This window comes from Deinococcus soli (ex Cha et al. 2016) (genome assembly GCF_001007995.1).
Classification (GTDB): Bacteria; Deinococcota; Deinococci; order Deinococcales; family Deinococcaceae; genus Deinococcus; species Deinococcus soli.
In genome coordinates, this window is sequence record NZ_CP011389.1 from 2,892,612 (window position 1) to 2,909,922 (window position 17,311).

At 71.0% G+C, this 17,311-nt stretch carries 15 protein-coding genes; 11 read left to right on the plus strand and 4 right to left on the minus strand.

Features of this window, described 5'->3' with window-relative positions; translation table 11 throughout:
• The first annotated feature begins 102 nt into the window (after positions 1-102).
• From rsmH to SY84_RS14065, 7 genes are all read left to right on the plus strand, one after another.
• Positions 103-918, plus strand: a complete 816-nt coding sequence (gene rsmH / locus SY84_RS14035) for a 16S rRNA (cytosine(1402)-N(4))-methyltransferase RsmH (protein WP_245621444.1) — start codon at positions 103-105, stop codon at positions 916-918.
• Complete coding sequence (locus tag SY84_RS14040; RefSeq protein ID WP_081424614.1) at positions 915-1,340, plus strand: hypothetical protein; 426 nt, start codon at positions 915-917, stop codon at positions 1,338-1,340. Before rsmH ends, SY84_RS14040 begins: the two co-directional genes overlap by 4 nt.
• Positions 1,331-2,668, plus strand: a complete 1,338-nt coding sequence (locus tag SY84_RS14045; RefSeq protein ID WP_046844519.1) for a peptidoglycan D,D-transpeptidase FtsI family protein — start codon at positions 1,331-1,333, stop codon at positions 2,666-2,668. The genes SY84_RS14040 and SY84_RS14045 overlap by 10 nt, the downstream gene beginning before the upstream one ends.
• A 452-nt stretch (positions 2,669-3,120) precedes the next feature.
• Positions 3,121-3,690 carry a 3D domain-containing protein gene (locus SY84_RS14050; RefSeq protein ID WP_046844520.1) on the plus strand — a complete coding sequence of 190 codons (570 nt, stop codon included), beginning with the start codon at positions 3,121-3,123 and terminating at the stop codon, positions 3,688-3,690.
• 107 nt (positions 3,691-3,797) lie between these two features.
• Positions 3,798-4,970 (plus strand): ABC transporter permease, encoded by a 1,173-nt coding sequence (locus tag SY84_RS14055; protein WP_046844521.1) that lies wholly within the window; start codon positions 3,798-3,800, stop codon positions 4,968-4,970.
• Positions 4,971-5,054: 84 nt separating this feature from the next.
• On the plus strand, positions 5,055-5,393 hold the full coding sequence (locus SY84_RS14060; protein ID WP_081424615.1) for a 4a-hydroxytetrahydrobiopterin dehydratase: 339 nt from the start codon (positions 5,055-5,057) through the stop codon (positions 5,391-5,393).
• The gene (locus SY84_RS14065; RefSeq protein WP_046844523.1) at positions 5,390-5,863 is read left to right on the plus strand and encodes an acyl-CoA thioesterase; all 474 of its coding nucleotides are present in this window, start codon (positions 5,390-5,392) and stop codon (positions 5,861-5,863) included. The genes SY84_RS14060 and SY84_RS14065 overlap by 4 nt, the downstream gene beginning before the upstream one ends.
• Before the next feature lie 18 nt (positions 5,864-5,881).
• On the opposite strand, the gene SY84_RS14070 is transcribed toward SY84_RS14065, so the two are convergent.
• On the minus strand, positions 5,882-6,520 hold the full coding sequence (locus tag SY84_RS14070; RefSeq protein ID WP_046844524.1) for a cyclase family protein: 639 nt from the start codon (positions 6,518-6,520) through the stop codon (positions 5,882-5,884).
• Positions 6,521-6,579: 59 nt separating this feature from the next.
• Here SY84_RS14070 and SY84_RS14075 point away from each other — a divergent pair, with 59 nt between their 5' ends.
• Together SY84_RS14075 and SY84_RS14080 are read left to right on the plus strand one after the other, a co-directional pair.
• Complete coding sequence (locus SY84_RS14075) at positions 6,580-8,952, plus strand: tetratricopeptide repeat protein (RefSeq protein WP_046844525.1); 2,373 nt, start codon at positions 6,580-6,582, stop codon at positions 8,950-8,952.
• Positions 8,953-9,003: 51 nt separating this feature from the next.
• Positions 9,004-10,659 (plus strand): S8/S53 family peptidase, encoded by a 1,656-nt coding sequence (locus SY84_RS14080; protein ID WP_046844526.1) that lies wholly within the window; start codon positions 9,004-9,006, stop codon positions 10,657-10,659.
• A gap of 68 nt (positions 10,660-10,727) precedes the next feature.
• Here SY84_RS14080 and SY84_RS14085 read toward each other — a convergent pair whose 3' ends face one another.
• Positions 10,728-12,734 (minus strand): DNA gyrase subunit B, encoded by a 2,007-nt coding sequence (locus SY84_RS14085; RefSeq protein ID WP_046844527.1) that lies wholly within the window; start codon positions 12,732-12,734, stop codon positions 10,728-10,730.
• Positions 12,735-13,014: 280 nt separating this feature from the next.
• Between SY84_RS14085 and SY84_RS14090 the strand changes: the two genes are divergently transcribed.
• Positions 13,015-14,985, plus strand: coding sequence for a vWA domain-containing protein (locus SY84_RS14090; RefSeq protein WP_046844528.1), 1,971 nt, complete (start codon positions 13,015-13,017; stop codon positions 14,983-14,985).
• Between the two features lie 49 nt (positions 14,986-15,034).
• Positions 15,035-15,292, plus strand: coding sequence for an NAD(P)H-dependent oxidoreductase subunit E (locus SY84_RS14095; protein ID WP_046844529.1), 258 nt, complete (start codon positions 15,035-15,037; stop codon positions 15,290-15,292).
• Positions 15,293-15,360: 68 nt separating this feature from the next.
• Here SY84_RS14095 and SY84_RS14100 read toward each other — a convergent pair whose 3' ends face one another.
• Positions 15,361-16,650 carry a S41 family peptidase gene (locus SY84_RS14100; RefSeq protein ID WP_245621351.1) on the minus strand — a complete coding sequence of 430 codons (1,290 nt, stop codon included), beginning with the start codon at positions 16,648-16,650 and terminating at the stop codon, positions 15,361-15,363.
• An 88-nt stretch (positions 16,651-16,738) separates the two neighbouring features.
• Positions 16,739-17,290 carry a hypothetical protein gene (locus tag SY84_RS14105; RefSeq protein WP_046845273.1) on the minus strand — a complete coding sequence of 184 codons (552 nt, stop codon included), beginning with the start codon at positions 17,288-17,290 and terminating at the stop codon, positions 16,739-16,741.
• Positions 17,291-17,311 lie beyond the last annotated feature (21 nt).

The following is a 17,311-nucleotide window of genomic DNA, read 5'->3' on the forward strand; positions in this document are numbered from 1 at the left end:
ATCGGGGAAGCGCCTGAATCCGACCTGACCCCCACCGACCTCACCCCCGAATCCGGGGAGATCCTCTTGCACGTGCCCGTCCTGGCTGCCGAGGTGCTGGAGATGCTCCAGCCCGCGCCCGGCAAGGTGTTCGTGGACGGCACGCTGGGCGGCGCCGGGCACACCGGGCTGCTGCTCGCGGCGGGCGCGACCGTGTATGGCATCGACCAGGACCCCTACGCCCTGAACCGCGCGCGCGCCGCGAACCCGCACGGCCTGACGGTGCTGGAAGGCAACTACCGCGACATGACTGCTCTACTGGCCGGGGTGGGCGTGACGCAGGTGGACGGCATCCTGCTCGACATCGGCGTGAGTTCGTTTCAGCTGGACGACACCGCGCGCGGCTTCTCGTACCACACCGAGGCGCCGCTGGACATGCGCATGAGCCAGTCCGGCGAGAGCGCCGCCGACGTGGTCAACGAGTACGACGCCGAGGAACTGGCGTCCATCATCTACGAGTACGGCGAGGACCGCCTGTCGCGCCGCATCGCCCGCGCCATCATCGCCGCGCGCGAGCAGGCGCCCATCGAGACGACCGTGCAACTCGCCGACATCGTCAAACGGGCGTACCCGGGGTTCTCGAAGGGCATCCACCCCGCCCGGCGCACCTTCCAGGCGCTGCGCATCCACGTGAACGACGAACTCGGCGCGCTGCGCGACGGCCTGGCCGCTGCCGAGACGCTGCTGGTCCCCGGCGGGCGGCTGGCGGTCATCAGCTTCCACTCGCTGGAAGACCGCATCGTCAAGCGCTTCCTGCTGGGCAGCGAGACCCTGGAGCCCCTCACGAAACGGCCCGTGATCGCAGGTGACGAGGAACAGGCCACCAACCCCCGCGCCCGCAGCGCCAAACTGCGCGGCGCGCAGCGGGTCGGCGCATGAAGCGCCGCGTGAACCTGCCGCGCCTGAACCTTCCACAGTGGCGCGGTGTCTCCGTGGGCCGGACTTGGCCGGACCTGGACCTGACGCTGCCCACCTGGCGTGCCCGGGCGGTGCGGTACCTGCTGATCTACGTGGCGCTGGTCGTGGCGCTCGTCAGCGTGCGGGCCTCGACCAGTGGTGTGAGGCCCGCCCTGCGTGAGGCGCAGGGGCGCGAGCAGGCGCTTGTCACGCAGCGGGACAACCTGATCCTGCAACTCGAGGCGCTCGAGACGCCGCAGCGGATCATCGAGTGGGCGCGCGGCAACAGCATGCGCCTGTACGCCGACGCGCCCAAGGACACCGCTGACATCCCCGCGATTCCCGCCGCGGCGCCCGCCCCCGTTCCCGCCCGCACCGTGGAGGTGACCACCCAGTGGAAGTGAAGATCCGCACCCGCTCGGCCCTGATGCGCCTGATCGCCCTGGCGATGTTCCTGACGCTGGTCTGGGCGTACGCGCAGCTGGAGTGGGGCGCCCCGCAGAGCGTCAAGCAGCGCGTCGTGCAGGCCCGCGGGTCGATCCTCTCCGCCGACGGGCGCGTGCTGGCGACCAGTGTGAACGGCAAGCGGGTGTACCCGCAGGGCACGCTGGCCGGGCAGCTGATCGGGATGATGGGCGCCACCGAGGGCCTCGAGGGTCTGGAGGCCGCGTACAACGGCGCGTTGACGTCCGGGCAGAACCTGAAGCTGACCCTGGATTCGCAGGTGCAGGCGGCGGCCGAGTCGGCCCTGGCCCGCGCGGTGCCCGACCATCAGGCGGAGTACGGTTCGGTGATGGTCCTCGAGACCCGCACGGGTCGCGTGCTGGCCGCCGCGACGTATCCGCCGTTCAACCCGAACGAGTGGCGGCAGTTCAGTCAGGAGCAGCGGCGCAACCGGCCGTTCATCGACCTGTTCGAGCCGGGTTCGACCGTGAAGGCGCTGGTGGTGGCCGCCGCGCTGAACGAGGGCCTGACCACCCCGAACACGCTGTACAGCACGCCCATGAGCCGCTTCGTGGGGGGGCGCTGGGGCAGCCGCATCGGGGACGCGGTCGCTCATCCGTCCACGCTGACCACGCAGGGCATCCTGCGCTACAGCAGCAACGTCGGCATGACGCACATCGTCGAGAAATTTGAGCCGAAGCGGATGCGGGAGTACCTGGCCAGCTACGGCTTCGGGCAGGAGGTGGCGTTGCCGGTCGTGCCGACGGGCCGCGGGTCGTTGCGTCCGCTGGCCGAGTGGGGTGATCTGGTGCGCGCCACGAACTCGTTCGGGCAGGGGATGAACGGCACGAACCTGCAACTGGTGGCGGCGTTCAACGTGCTGGCGAACGACGGGCAGTACGTGTCGCCGCGCCTGATCGAGAACGCGGGTGGCCTCGAGCGCCGCGAGGTGCTGCGGCCCGAGGTGGCGCGAACCACGCGGCAACTGCTGCTGAATGTGATCAACGAGGGTATTTTCGGGCAGGCCGGGATCAAGGGCTACGACCTGGCGGGGAAGACCGGCACGGCGCAGGTGGTCGTGGACGGGCGGTACTCCAGCACGGTCTACGACAGTGTGTTTGCAGGGTTCCTTCCGGCGGAGGCGCCGCGCGTGACGATCACGGTGATGGTGCACGGGGCGAAGCAGCGGCATCACGGGTCGCAGCTGGCCGCGCCGATCTTCCGGGAGATTTCAGCGCAGGTGCTGTCGTCATGGGGGGCCGCGCCACACGCCCAGAATGAACCATGAGTACAGAATGAGAAGTGATGTGGAGCTGGCCTGCGGGTCAGCTCTTCTTGTTGGTGGACTCATGCGTTCTCAGGTCCGGCAGGTGACGTGGGTTGCAATTTCCGGGCAGTTGGGGAGAGGTTCCGTCCAGCCGGGACCCCTTTTCTGTCTGGAACAGACGTATACAATGAGAAACTAAATGAGAGAATTAGAACATATCTCATTTTAGGAAATGCTGTCTGTAAGTTGTATTTCAACTATTTTTGACTGGGTATAGAATAAATTGATATTTATAATGAGTTCACAAAAGTGAATATCTTAAAAAACTCCCATATTGACCCCGTACGCTCATCCCCAGGTCAGGTGAATCCTTCATTCCCTGCCTCCGAATGTCCCCACCAACAGGGACCGCATCACAACCCCCACCTCACCAGAGCCAGGCACGAGCACCGACGTGCCTGACAGGAGCGTTCATGTTTCAAGCCCCCATCCGCCGACTGCAAGCCCTGATCGTGGCCCTTGTCGGCTTCACCGGCGCCGCCGCACAGACCGCCACCCCGGCCCTCCCGGCCAGCACGGTCGCCACCGACGCCGTCCGGGACGCCCTCGCCCAGACCGCCCCCAGCCAGAACAGCGCCCAGCAGGCCGCGCAGAACCGCGCCGCGGGCGTCGCCGCGACACAGGCCAGCGACACCGTCGCCTACACCCCCATCCGCGGCAAGAGCGTCATCGCGCGCAGCACCGCCTACAACAGCACCCCCGGTCAGACCGACGCCACGCCGTTCATCACCGCGACCGGCACCCGCACCCGCCCCGGCGTGATCGCGCTGTCCCGCGACCTCCTGCGCATCTTCCCCTACGGCACCCGCGTGATCATCGAGGACCTGAGCGGCAAGTACAACGGCATGCTCAAGAACCGCGTGTTCATCGTGGAGGACACCATGGCCGCCCGCAAGACCAACTCCGTGGACCTCTGGATGCCCACCCGCAGCGAGGCCCTGAACTGGGGCGCCCGGCAGATCCGCATCACCGCCGTCCGCTGACCCCGCACACCCCCTGACCGCCGCCCCCACCCCGGGAGCGGCGGTTTCCTGTGCCGTCCCACGCTGCTCCAGTTCACGCCGCGCAGCGGGTGCTATTCTCCGCTGTCATGACTGCCCCTGACCGGACGCTCGCCTGGACGCTGGCCCGCGCGCACCTGCGCCGCCGCCGCACCCAGAACGTCCTGACCATCCTGGGCATCGCCGTGGGCGTCATGGCGCTGATCGCCGCGCTGAGCCTCACCAACGGCTTCACCCGCGCACTGATCAGCGCCACCCTGCGCGCCAGCCCGCACCTGAGCGTCACCGCCTACACGCCCAGCGGCCCCAGCCCGGACCTGGAACAGGCCATCCGCTCTGATGGGCGCGTGCAAGCCTTCACGCCCTTCCTGGCCGACAAGGGCCTCCTGACCCGCCCCGCCAGCGACGGGCGGGCCGCCGGGGTGGACTTCACCACCCTGTTCGGCGTGACCCGCGACGCCGCGCGGGTGCTGGACCTGCCCCCCGAGGAACGCCTGACCCTGGGCACCCTGAAAGACGGCGAGGTCATGCTGGGCGCCGCCCTGGCCCGCAGCGTCGGCGCCTTCAGTGGCGAGGAGGTTCGCCTGCTGAACAGCAGCCAGCGCCGCACCACCCTGAAGATCCGGGGCGTGTTCCAGACCGGCAACTACCTGATCGATTCCGCGTACGCCTTCACCAACCTGAAGACGCTGCAACAGCTTCAGGGCACCACGACCATCACCGGGTACCAGCTGCGCCTGCACAACCCGGACCTCGCGCCCAGGGTCGGGGACGACCTGACCCGCACCCGCGCGTACTCTGCACTGCCCTGGCAGAGCCTGTACGGCACGCTACTCGACCAGCTGGCCCTGCAGAAGCGGGTCATCGCGTTCGTGGTCCTGCTGATCGTGGTCGTCGCCGCGTTCGGTATCGCCAACGTCCTGACGCTGGCCGTGTTCGAGAAGACCCAGGAGATTGCCATCCTGCGCGCCATCGGCGCCACCCGCACCCTGATCACCCGCGTGTTCCTGATCGAGGGCCTGATCCTAGGCTTTGGGGGCCTGCTGCTGGGCAACGTCCTGGGACTGGCCATCAGCGCCTACTTCACGGTGCGGCCATTCACCCTGCCCGGCGACCTGTACTTCATCACCACCCTGCCCGTCGAGGTGAAACTCACCGACATCCTCGCCGTGAACGCCATCGGCCTGACCACCACCCTGCTCGCGGCCCTGATCCCCGCCCGGCGCGCCGCGAGCGTAGAGCCCGGCCGGATCATCCGCTGAGCCGCGGAGCCACCGGGCAGACCATCCGCTGAACCGCGTCCCCGCCCACCACCCCCGGCCCTCCCGGGGCCTAGCATGCAGGGCATGGCGTACGACCCCCGCATCGGCTACGACTCCACCCGCAAACTCACCGACGGCGATGTCCTCCAGGCCAAGCCCGACGGCTGGTGGGGCGACTCCGGGAAGCTCTACCGCGACTATTCCTTCCAGAACTTCATGGAGGGCGTGAACTTCGCCGTGCGCGTCGCGCAGCAGGCCGAGGAACGCGGCCACCACCCGGACATCCACATCCACTACCACTACGTCCGCGTGAACTACTACACCCACGACGCGGGCGGCGTCACCCAGCTCGACCTGGACGCCGCGCGCGCCCTGGACGCCCTGCTCGCCGGGGATACCCAGGGCAGAGACGAGCAGGCTTGAAGCTCCGCATTCCCGACGCGGACGTCCTGTGGGCGGACCTGCCCGACACGCGCCGCCACGAGCGGACCGTCACCGTGCAGCCCGGCGACCTGGACGACCTGCACCACGTGAACAACACCGTGTACCTCGCGTGGTGCGAGCAGGTCGCCCGCGAACACGCCCTGCGCCTGGGCATGGGCACCGACGCCCTGACCGCGCTGGGCGCCGTGCCCGTCGCGCGGCAGCACATCATCACCTACCACCGCCCCGCCCTGCTGGGTGATCAGGTGCGGGTCCGCACCGCGCTGACCCTGCACGCCGGGGTCCGCAGCGTCCGCGCCTACGCCCTGGACCGCGTGAACCCCGGCGACCCCGAGGGCGGCGTGCGCCTCGCCGAGTGCCAGACCGAATGGGTCTGGGTGGACCCGCAGTCGGGACGGCCCAAACGCGCCCCGGCGCCGGTCAGCGCCGCCTTCGGCTTCGACGGCTGACCGGCGACCTCCCTGCGCTTACAGCGTTCCGGCCCGCAGCAGGATCGCGCGGGCCGGCGCGCCGTCCACCTCGGCCAGCGGCAGGGGCAGGCACACCAGATCGAACTCGCCGTCCGGGACGCCCTCCAGATTCAGGCTCTCCAGGATGAACACTCCCGCGTCCCGGCACGCGGCGTGCCCCGGCAGGTCCTTGCTCGTCAGGGCGTCCACGCTGGGGCAGTCCGTGCCGATCAGCCGCACGCCGCGCCGCGCCGCGTCCCGCACGAAGGCCGGGGAGAGGGCCGGGAACTCCTCCGGGAAGGCCGCCCAGTGCGCGGGCTGCCCGGTCCGCAGCAGCAGCCGCGGCGCGAGGGTCTCCGGCAGCCCGTCCAGCGCGTCCGCCTGAATCGCACCGTCCCGCGCCGTCACGCCTAGCACCCGGCAGCGGCCCACGTACACCTCCAGCGGCACGTCCTGCAACTTCACCCCGGCGTCGTCGTAATGCCATGGGGCGTCCACGTGCGTCCCGGTGTGCGTGCTCGTGCACAGCTCGCCGGTGTTCACGCTGTCGCCCGCCGCGATCCGCGCCCCGGAATTCACCCGGTACGGCGCGTCCCCCGGCCAGTTCGGGTGACCGGGCGTGAGGAGGCGGGAGATGTCGTGCGGGAAGGTCAGCATGCTCCAGGGTACCTGCCCGCCGCTTGTTTCATGCGCCCCTCATCCCCGACAATGCATGCATGACCCTGCGGACACTCGGCGCCCTGTCCGTGGAGGGCGTCACCTTCCGGCGCGAGAAGGTGCTGCTGCTCCTCGCGTACCTGTGCCTGGAAGGCCCGCAGCCCCGCAGGCGCCTGGCCGAACTGTTCTGGCCCGACGCGACCAACCCCATGAACTCCCTGGCGCAGCACCTCGTGCACCTGCGCGGCCTGCCCGGCGCCCTGGCGGAGGACGGCCAGCGGGTCGCGGCCGCCATGCCCTGCGACGCCGCCACGCTGCGTGACCTCGTCCGCCGGGGCCGCCACGAGGACGCCGCCGCGCTGTACGCCGGGCCGTTCATGGACGCCCTGACCATCCCCCTGGGCGCCGACCTGGAAGAATGGGTGTTCGACACCCGCGACGCCGTCGCGCAGGACGCCCGCGCCGCCCTGATGACCCTCGGCGCGCAGGCCGCCGCGCACGGCCACGGCCCCCGCGCCGGGGAACTCGCCGCCCGCGCCCTGACCCTGGACGGCGCCCCGCCCCCCGACGAACTCGACCTGCCCAGACTGCACCACCTCCTGAGCCTCGCCGGGCACCCGCTGGCCGCGCAGGTCGAACGGGACGCCCGCAGCCTCGGCCTGAACCTGACCGCCGCGCCCACCCCCATCAGCGCCCCCTTCGCCGGACGGGAAGCCGAACTGGCCGCCCTGAATACCCTGACCCCGGGCCAGACCGCCTGGATCAGCGGGCACGCCGGGATGGGCAAGACCGCTCTGCTCGAGGCCCTGGCCCGCAGCGGCGGCTGGACGGTCCTCGCGGGTCGCGCCGAACCCCCCTACGCCACCCTGAGCCCCCTGACCGCCGCGCCCCCCACCCACCCGCAGGCCGCGCACGCCGCGCTGCGCGACCCGCATCTGCGCGTCGCCATCGACAGCTGGGACGCCGCCGACCCCGCCACGCAGGCCGCCCTGACCCACGCCGCCGCCGCGCGCCCCGGCGCCGTCATCGTCATCACGTCCCGCCACCACCCGCCCTTCGACGTGGACCTGCACCTGAACCTCGGCCCCCTGCCCCCAGGCGACCTGCGCGCCCACCCGGAGGTGCACGCCCGCACCGACGGGCACCCCGTCCTCGTCGGGCACGCCCTGCGCGGCCAGCCGCTCGACCTGCGCCTCGGCGCCCGCGTCCGCGCCTACCCCGACCCCGTGCGCGACACCTTCCTGCTCCTCGCCCTGCAGGACCAGCCCAACCTGCGCGCCACCCGCGCCGCGCTGAACCAGGACGCCGCCACCTTCGCCCGCACCCTGGCCTACCTGACCACCGAGGGCCTGACCAGCGAGACCGGCCGCGTGTACGCCGCCGCCACCACCCGCGAGCACCTGAACCAGATCCACGTGCACGCCGCGCTGCTGCACCTGCGCCTCGCCCGCGCGCTGCCCGAGGACACCGCCTGGCCCCACTACGACCGCAGCCGCGACCTCTGGGAAGACCCCGACGAGACCCGCGCCGCCCACGCCGCCCGCCACCACGCCCACACCCACCTCAAACGCGGCTACCCCGGACAGGCCGCCGCACTCCTCGACACCCTGAGTCACCTGCCCACCCTGGCCGTCCCACACGCCTGGGCGCTGATCGGCGTGGGCCGCTACCAGGACGCCCTGACCCGCCTGAACACCCTCAGCGCCCACGACCAGCAGGTCAGCGACGCGCTGGCCGCCCGCGCCGTCACCCTGATCCGCCTGGGCCGCACCGACGAAGCCGTCACCCTCGCCGAGCAGATCAGCGGCAGCGGACCCGACGCCGCCCACGCCGCCAGCGTCCGCGCCCACGCCGCCCGCATCCGCGAACAGTGGGACGCCGCCCGCCGCCACGCCCAGATCGCCGCCGACCTCTGGAACCTCCACGGCGACGACGAGGCGCACCTGACCGAACTGGGCATGGTCGCCCGCGCCCAGGTCGGCCTGGGATCGGAGCCGCAGGTGGCCTTCAAGGAGGTCCTGCGCCGGTCCCAGGACCTCCCCAGCGTGCACGGCATGATCCTCGTCAACTACGCTTCGCTGCTCGGGCAGTCCGGCGACATGCCAGGAGCGCGCGCAGCACTTGCGAGCGCACTGGAACCCCTGGCCGCCGCAGGAGATCAGCAGGGGCTGGCGCACGTTCACAGCAACATCGGGGTGAGTTGCCACCTCAGCGGAGAGCTGGCGCAGGCCGCTGCGCACTACCGTCAGGCGCTGCAGCTCTTGAAAGGAAGCGGGAACGTTCGATTGCTCGGAGCCACCCTGAGCAACCTCAGCGAAATCGACGGCGACCTGTCCGCGTTCGGGGACGCCCTCACCCTCCTGGAACAGGCCGGGCAGGTCGACCTGGTGCAGCAGATCCGTCACAACGCACGGATGGTGAGCGCGTCCTGATCATGGCCCGGTCACGACCCACCTGACATGCTGCGCCCCGGAGGGACACCCATGATCCGAACCGCATTCCGAACCCGTCTGCCTGCCCTGCTCCCACTGCTGCTGCTGGGCGCCGCCCACGCCCAGCTCAGCGCGCCCGCCACAGTCGCCCGCACTGCCGGTGTGTACCCGGCCGCCGCCGCACCCGGCGAGACCGCCTGGATCTTCGGGCTGAGCGGCGTCCCCGCCGAGGGGAGACTGAACGTCGGCGGTCAGACGACCGAGTACCGCCTCGACCGCCCCAGCGGCTGGCTGGCCTTCCAGGTACCCCCGGCGGCCGCCGGGGGACCACAGACCCTCACACTGCGCGGCGCCCCACAGACCCTGCGGCTGAACGTCCTGACCCTGCCCCCCGGTACCGACGCCCTGGTGTACGTCCGGCCTGACGCCGCGAAGACCGTGCAGGCCGAGTACACCCGCCGCCTCCAGGCCCTGACCGAGACCTGCGCCAAGAGCTGCCCGGCAGAGGTGCAGTCGGTACTCAAACGCCTGAGTGCCCAGCCGGCCCCCGCACTGGCGCCCCTCACGGCCCCCGTGAAGGGTCAGGGCGTCACGCCGGGACTGGCGGCGCGGGCCGCCGTGACCCCCGCAGTCCGTGCCCCCCTGATCAACCTGAACACGCTGAAAGCCACGAACCTCACCGGGCTCCTGAACCCGGTTGCCCGTCCGCCCGCCGCGCCCGCCGACTCCATCTGCTCGGCGCTGGCGGGGACCGTCCCGACAGCCGGACTGCCGCTGGGGCAGGTGCTCACGCTGCTGGAGCTGATCTTCGCCGGAGACCTGCAGACCGACCCGACGTGGGTGGGCTATCCCACCCAGAGCGACGCACCGTACCAGAACGAAAAGCCCATCACGGTCCTGCAGAAGGTCCTGCAGGTCAGGGCCGCGTCGGGCAAGGGGACGACCATCCACATTCTCGACACGTCCACGGCCACCGGCGACTCCTTCGTGATGGACGGCGACATCAACTACTACAACCAGCTGTACGGCAACCGCCCCTACCACGGGCGCGCTGTCGGGGAGATCGCGCGGGCGGTCGCGCCCGGCGCGCAGCTGAACTACCGGCAGGTCTGCGACAAGGACGACACCTGCTCCACCCTGAAGACCGTGCAGGCCCTGTGCGCCGTCGCCGCCGACGCCCGGCGCGGCGGGCGGCACGTCGTGAACCTCAGCCTGGGCGGCCCGAACCCCACGCGCGGCCTGGAACTCGCGCTGCGCGAGGTGACGGCCCTGGGTGTGCCCGTCGCCGCCAGTTACGGCAACCGCGACGACTGCGCCGGGCTGGTCGCCGGGGACCGCTGCAACCACTACCCCGCCGACTGGACCCGGTCCTTCGAGTTCGGCCCGGCCGTCAATCTGGCGTCGCGCAGCCTGCGGCCCACCATGCTGTTCAGTGTCGCCGGGTGGGACATTGCCGGTGGGCAGCTGGCGACGTATAACCGCGGGGTGGGGAACCCCGGCGTGCTGACCGAGGCGCCCAGCGTGCAGGCCCCCGGTGAATTCTGGCTGGGTGGGTACCCGTACTTCGGGACCAGTTTCGCCGCGCCGGTCGTGAGCGGCCTCCTGGCCAGCTGGATGAGCTGCCAGCCCGGCGTGCCGCTGCTGCCGCTGATCACCACGCCCGGGCAGGCGCCCATCGCGGCCAGCGTCGTGAACGCCTGCCCCTGATTCAGGCAACTGAAAAGCCCCGCTCCTCCGGAGGGAGAGCGGGGCTCTGATCTGGAAGAGTGGCGGGGTTACACGCTGATTTCAGCGAAGCGCGCGTTTTCCTGGATGAAGGTCTTGCGGGGGGCGACGTCGCTGCCCATGAGGTTCTCGAAGACTTCGTTGGCAACGATGAGGTCCTCGATGCCCACGCGTTTCAGGGCGCGGGTTTCGGGGTTCATGGTGGTGTCCCACAGCTGGTCGGCGTTCATCTCGCCCAGACCCTTGAAGCGCTGGATGTCGTACTTCTTGCCTTCCTTGTTGGCGCGGGCGACGTGTTCCTTGAGGTCTTCGTTGGTGTAGAGGTACGTGCCTTTCTTTTCGCGGCCGATCATGATGCGGTACAGCGGGGGCTGCGCGATGTACAGGTACCCGGCTTCGACGACGGGGCGCATGTAGCGGTAGAAGAAGGTCAGCAGCAGGGTAGCGATGTGGCCGCCGTCCATGTCGGCATCGGTCATGATGATGATCTTGTGGTAGCGCAGGTTCGACAGGTCGAAGTGCATGCGGTCGCCCGTGCCCTCGACGCCGGCGCCGATCGCGCCGATCAGCGCGCGGATCTCGGCGTTCTTGAGGATCTTGTTCAGTTCGGCTTTTTCGACGTTGAGGATCTTGCCGCGCAGGGGGAGGATCGCCTGGAAACGGCGTTCGCGTCCGCCCTTGGCGCTGCCGCCTGCACTGATCCCTTCCACGATGAACAGTTCGCTTTCAGCGGGGTCCTGCGAGGAGCAATCGGCGAGTTTGCCGGGCAGGTCGTCGTTCTCCAGCGGGTTGCTGCGCCGGACGATGTCGCGGGCCTTGCGGGCGGCCTCGCGGGCGCGGGCGGCCTCGGCGGCCTTCTCGACGATGGTCTTGCCGACTTTGGGGTTCTCCTCGAGGAACTCGGCGAATTTCTCGCCGACGACGGCGTTCACGGCGGTCTGCGCCTCGCTGTTCAGCAGCTTGACCTTCGCCTGGGATTCGAACTGCGGGTCTTCCACCTCGACGCTGACGACGCAGTAGATCCCTTCGAGGAGGTCGTCGCCGCTGGGGGTGGGGTTGCCGTTCTTGATGAGGTTCTTGGAGGCGGCGTACTTGTTCAGGATGCGGGTGTACGCGGTCTTGAAGCCGGTCAGGGGGGTGCCGCCGTCGCGGGTGCGGATCATGTTCGCGTACGTCAGGATGTTGTCGCTGGCGTAGGTGTTCGCGTGGATGAACGCGACCTTGACGTTCACGCCGCTGTGCTGGCCGGTCATGACGATGGGCTGGTCGTACAGGAGTTTGGTGTCGTCGGTGACCAGGGCGCGGGCGAAGTTGGCGATGCCGCCCTTCTCGTGGAAGGTTTCTTCCTTGATCTGCCCGGCGTGCAGGTCCACGCGTTCATCGCGGATGACGATCTTCAGGCCCGTCAGGTACGCCAGTTCGCGCAGGCGGTTGCGGATGCGGTCGTAGTTGAACTGGTTGTCGAACTCCTTGAAGATGCTGGGGTCCGGGTGGAAGCTGACGCTGGTGGCCCAGGTGACGTCCTTGGGCGTGGGGCCCTCGTCGCGCAGGGGTTTGACGAGGATGCCCTTCTCGAAGCGCACGTTGTGCAGGTGACCGTGCTTGTTGACGGTGACGTCCAGGTACAGGCTCAGGGCGTTCACCACGGTGCTGCCGACACCGTGCAGGCCGCCGGAGACCTTGTAGGCGCCCTGGCCGAATTTGCCCCCGGCGTGGAGTTCGCTGAAGATGACTTCGATGGCGGGGCGGCCCTTGCTCTGCATGATGTCGATGGGGATGCCGCGGCCGTTGTCGGTGACGGTGGCGGCGCCGTCGGCGTGCAGGATGACGTGGATCTCGGTGGCGAAGTTGGCGAGGCCCTCGTCGATGCCGTTGTCGATGATCTCGGTCAGGAGCTGGTGGTAGCCGTCGATGCCGGTGCCGCCCTGCACGTACATGCCGGGGCGTTTGCGCACGGCGTCCATGCCCTCAAGGACGCTGATGTCGGCGGCGGTGTATTCGGCGCTGGGGCCGGCGGTGGCGTTGATGTCCTGTACGGTGTCGTCGGTCTGGGTCATGTCACTCCTGGGGCGCGCCCGGCGAGTGGGCCGGGCGGCGCGTGTGGGTGGGGGAGAGGTGGTGAGGCGCGCTGGGCGCACCTTCGGTGTCTGTCCAGTATACTACCAGGGTTGAAAACGGTCAAATATTTTACGCAAATACCATAATACTCGACTGTGTATCTCCGTGGGCATAAATCGGTAAAAACAGCGTTCGATACGCACAAAACAGCCCACGCCCCGCCGCACGCCCCGGCGCCCCGCCTCCTGACCGGGCGTCAGGCGTCACAATAGGAACCCGATGTCCCGCGCCGTCACTCTGTCCCTCCTGCTGCTGGGGTCCGCTGCGGCCGCGCAGGACGCCCCGTGCTCGCTTCCGTCCGGTGAGCTGCCCACCCGCACCCGCGTGGTCTTCGTGCTGGATACCAGCGGCAGCATGCGCGGGATCGGGGACGGCCGGGCCGACATCTTCGCGCGGGTCAGGGGGCAGTTGAACGCCTTCGTGCGCGCCGCGCAGCCTGACCGGGTGGACCTGATCACCTTCGATTCGGGCCTGCGGTCCCGGCGCACCTTCGACGCCCCGGCCGGGAGCGGCGCGTGGAACGCCGCGCTGGGCACCCTGAAGGCGGACGGCAGCAACACGTTCCTGTACCGCAGCGTCCGCGACGCGCTGCGCCCCCTGACTGCGCAAGGCGGCGAGGTCACGCAGGTGTTCGTCCTGACCGACGGGATCGACAACGACACGCGCGAGGCCGGAAAGACCGTGACTGCCACGGATGCCCTGAACGCCTGGACCGGCCGTGGGCCGCTGGACCGCCTCACGTACGTTGCGCTGGGTACCGACATCCCTGCCGAGGCGCGCGCCGCCCTGAGCGGCAGCAGCTACGCCAGCGGCCTGACGGTGCCCGTGAACCTCGTGCCGGACCTGGCGGGCGCGGGTCTGGAGGGCGGCCTGCGCCGCGTGACCGGCGACACGCTGCCCGCCCCGTTCCCGGACGGCACCGCCGTGACGCTGGCGACCGGGGCGTCCGGCCTCTCCCTGGCGGCGCCCACCGTGCAGGGGACCGAGGTGCGCCTGACCGTCCCGGCCGGACTGCGGCCCGGCACGCCCGCGCTGCTGTGCGCGCCGCCTGTCGCGGCGGCCGGGTGGATCGCGCCGAGGGAGCGGCAGGTGCTGCTGCGCCTGACCGGCCAGCCGCTGTCGTGGCTGAATCCGGGCGCGGACCTCGCCCTGCGCGGCGGGGAGGACGTCGTGCTGCGTCTGCGGGCCGCGCCCGGCGTGACCACCGCCCGCATCCGGCTGGGCCCCCTGCCCGCCGGGGTGACGGGCCGCGTGGACGCCCCCGCCGGATCGCGGGACTTCACGGTCACGTTGCGCGCCACCCGCCCGCAGCCAGACCTGACCGTCACGCCGACCCTCCTGCTGCCGGAGGTGGGGACCACGGCGCTGCCCACCCTGCGCGGGCAGGCGGGCGGCCGCACGCTGAGTACCCCGGCGATCCCCCCCACGCCCGGTGCCCCGGCTCCGACGGCGTCCCCGGCGGGACGCTGGGCGTGGCTGGCGCTGCTGCCCCTGCTCGCCCTCGGGGCCTGGGCCGCCCTGCGGCGCCGCGCCGCCCCGGCCCCCGCGCCGCGCGCCGCGCCCGCCCGCCCGTTCCTGCCCGGCGTGGAGGGCATCGAGTACCGCGAGGACCGCACCCTGCACCTCGTGACCGCCGACGGGGAGGTCGCGGGCGTGCCCACGCCGCTGGGCGGGCCCTTCGACCTGGGGCAGCTGAGCCGCGTGCCGCACCTGAGCGGCCTGCGCGCCGAGCAGCACCGCGACGGCCTCAAACTCCTGCGCCTCCCGCCGGACCTGGACGTCAGCCAGGGCGCGCGGCTGCTCCAGGCGGGGGACATCGTGCGGCCCGGCACCCTGATCGGCGTGGCCGTGGCCCGGCAGGTACGCGCCCCCCGCCTGGAACTGGGAGAACTGGCCGGACTGGGCCTGCCCCTCGCGCTGCACGTCACAGGTCCCAGCGTGCAGGTGCGCGGCCCGTACGGCGCGCACGTCCTGCGCATCACGGCGCCCGTCACGGACCTGGGCGGGGCGCTGCGGGCCCCGGCCCTGGACGGCCTGCGCGTGACCCTGAGCGGCCACACCCTGCTGCTGCTGGGAACGCCCGCCGGGGTGCAGCTGCGCGCCGCCGGGGACAGCCAGCCGCTGCGGGACAGCCAGCCGCTCCCGGCGCACGCGCTGCTGGACTTCCTGCCGCCCGGGCCCGGCGCGTGAGCACCCCGCAAATGCTCTAGAGTGACCCGCCGCAAGGAGGCCCCCCGCTGTGCCCGTCACCCGCCTGGAAATCTGCACCGAACACCTGAGCATCGACCAACGAGAAGACCTGCTGGACGCCGTCTGGGCGGCCCTGCGCATCAGCCCCGGCATGGTCACGGCCGACGGCAACGTGGAACTGAGTCTCTCGCACTGCGGACCTGCCGTGGCCCCCGAGGACGCCCCCCTGGTCCGGGTCGGCGAGGTCGAATACCGCAACGTCACCCCCGAGCGCCTCGTGACCCTGATGAAACGCTGGAGCCGCTGACCCGCCGACGCAAAGCGGGGGCCGCGCCAGAACTGTCCTAGCGCGGCCCCCGCTGACTGCGCTGCGTGTTACCGCTCGGGCGGCCGCAGGCCCTGCGCGCCCCGCAGGCTCAGCAGCGCCGCCTCCAGGGTGCTGTCGCGGCCCGCGGTCGTCAGCAGGTCGAGATCGGTGGGTGCCGTGACGTCCGGCGTGATCCGTTCGGGCAGGGGCGCGCCGTCCGGTCCGAAGGCCCGCAGGATCGTGACCGACACCACCCCGCCGTCCGGGAGGGGCATGAAGTTCACGCCGCTGTTCTGCACGCCCTTGGTCGCCTCGCCCACCGCGAGCGCCCCGGCGCGCTGCGCGTAGAACGTGAAGACCTCCGCGCAGGAGGCCGTATTCGGCCCGACCAGCAGCGCCGTCGGCCCGGCCCACAGTGGCGCGGGTGGTGGCCCCGGCGGGCGACGCGGGGCGTTCATGGAGACCAGTTGCCCGTCGGCGCCCCGGTACACGCTGCCGCTGCCCCCGCGCGACTGCGCGCGGTACTCGACGGGTGTGAACACGCTGGCCGCCGCCACGCACTGCGCGAGGCTCCCGCCCCCGTTGAAGCGCAGGTCCACGACCAGCGCCTGCGCGCCGCCCGCGCGGGCCTCCTGCACCCGCTTGACGAATAGCGCCGCCGCGTCGGCCGGCAGGAACGTCGGGTAGCGGATCAGCGCCGTGCGGTTCTCTGGCCCCACCCAGGTCAGCGTGGGTTCATCGCGGGCCTGCAACTCGGCGCTGCCCAGCGTCAGGGCCAGGTCCGGGCTGCCCGCGCGGCGCACCGTCACCTGGATGGGCTGCGCGGCGCGTTCCAGCCGCACGAATTCCTTCGGGCCGACCGGGGCGTCCTCCCCGCCGCGTTTCCCGGCGGCCTCGCCCTGCACGGTGGTGATCAGGTCGAACTCGCGCAGCCCCGCCCCCTCGGCCGGACTGCCGGGCGTGACCCCGGCGACGAGCAGGCCGCCCTCGACCCGCACGACCCGCGCGCCCGTGCGCGGCACCGCGAGGTTCAGCTGCTGCTCTCGCAGGCGCTCGGCGCCCTCGGCGTCACGGACGTTCGTGTGTGCGTCCCCGAACGCCTTGAACAGGTCGCCCAGCACCGCGCGGCCGGTGTCGAACGGGCAGGCGTCACCTTCGGGCGCGCAGCGCTGCGCGAGGGTGTCCGCGTACTGCCGCGTCAGGTCCGTCAGGTCGGCGGTCGCCCAGCCATAGTAGTTGCGCTGTACCTGACGGGTCGCCGCGTCGAAGAGGTCGGTGGCGGGACTGCCGTGCGCGGCAGGGGAGAGCAGCAGGGCCACGCCCAGGCCCAGCAGGCGAACGCGGAGATTGTGAGGCACGCCTGAAGCTACGGCAAAGGCCCGGCCACGTCCGGTGCGTGGGTCACCATCCCCCTTCATGAAGTGGGGGCCGCCCCCCAGCTGAATGTTACAGACGCGCGCTGGCCTTCATCCCGGTCAGGTCCAGGGTATCCCCGAAGACACTCTGCCCGTCACTGAAGCGCATCCCGAAGAACCCGTGCCCGGCCTTCGCAGCCGCGTCCAGCGCCGCGCCGCCCAGCGTGAACGCCACGCCCTGCCCGGCAGTCAGGTTCAGCTGCCCGATGGCCTGCGCCGCCTCGCCCGGGGCGTCGCACACCACCATGCCCGGCGCGGTGGGCGACGCTGCGTACTTCGTGCAGGTCGCGGGCAGCGTCGTCAGGTCGGTCCGCACGTACATGTCCACCGTGCGCAGCGTGCCCAGACCGCCCGTGCGGTACGTGGCCGTGCCGCGCACCGTGACTTGTTGCAGGGCCGCCGGAACGCTGCTGCCAGCCAGACTGTCCCGTTGCAGGTATACGACCTTCCCGCTCAGCGCGCCGCTGGACGGCAGGTCCAGGCGGGAATCCTGCACGTCCACGCTGGGCGTGGGAATCAGGCCGCACCCGGCGATCAGGGTGCAGGACAGCAGGGCAAGCAGGGAACGGGCAGAGCGGGGCATCACGCCGGGCAGTATGGCCCG

Excerpts from the sequence above, each read along its gene's own strand:
- SY84_RS14050 (WP_046844520.1), top strand. The coding sequence starts at position 3,121 with ATGTTTCAAGCCCCCATCCGCCGACTGCAAGCCCTGATCGTGGCCCTT.
- SY84_RS14055 (WP_046844521.1), top strand. The coding sequence starts at position 3,798 with ATGACTGCCCCTGACCGGACGCTCGCCTGGACGCTGGCCCGCGCGCAC.
- SY84_RS14090 (WP_046844528.1), top strand. The coding sequence starts at position 13,015 with ATGTCCCGCGCCGTCACTCTGTCCCTCCTGCTGCTGGGGTCCGCTGCG.
- SY84_RS14085 (WP_046844527.1), bottom strand. The coding sequence starts at position 12,734 with ATGACCCAGACCGACGACACCGTACAGGACATCAACGCCACCGCCGGC.
- rsmH (WP_245621444.1), top strand. The coding sequence starts at position 103 with ATGCTCCAGCCCGCGCCCGGCAAGGTGTTCGTGGACGGCACGCTGGGC.
- SY84_RS14080 (WP_046844526.1), top strand. The coding sequence starts at position 9,004 with ATGATCCGAACCGCATTCCGAACCCGTCTGCCTGCCCTGCTCCCACTG.
- SY84_RS14070 (WP_046844524.1), bottom strand. The coding sequence starts at position 6,520 with ATGCTGACCTTCCCGCACGACATCTCCCGCCTCCTCACGCCCGGTCAC.
- SY84_RS14060 (WP_081424615.1), top strand. The coding sequence starts at position 5,055 with ATGGCGTACGACCCCCGCATCGGCTACGACTCCACCCGCAAACTCACC.
- SY84_RS14105 (WP_046845273.1), bottom strand. The coding sequence starts at position 17,290 with ATGCCCCGCTCTGCCCGTTCCCTGCTTGCCCTGCTGTCCTGCACCCTG.
- SY84_RS14040 (WP_081424614.1), top strand. The coding sequence starts at position 915 with ATGAAGCGCCGCGTGAACCTGCCGCGCCTGAACCTTCCACAGTGGCGC.
- SY84_RS14075 (WP_046844525.1), top strand. The coding sequence starts at position 6,580 with ATGACCCTGCGGACACTCGGCGCCCTGTCCGTGGAGGGCGTCACCTTC.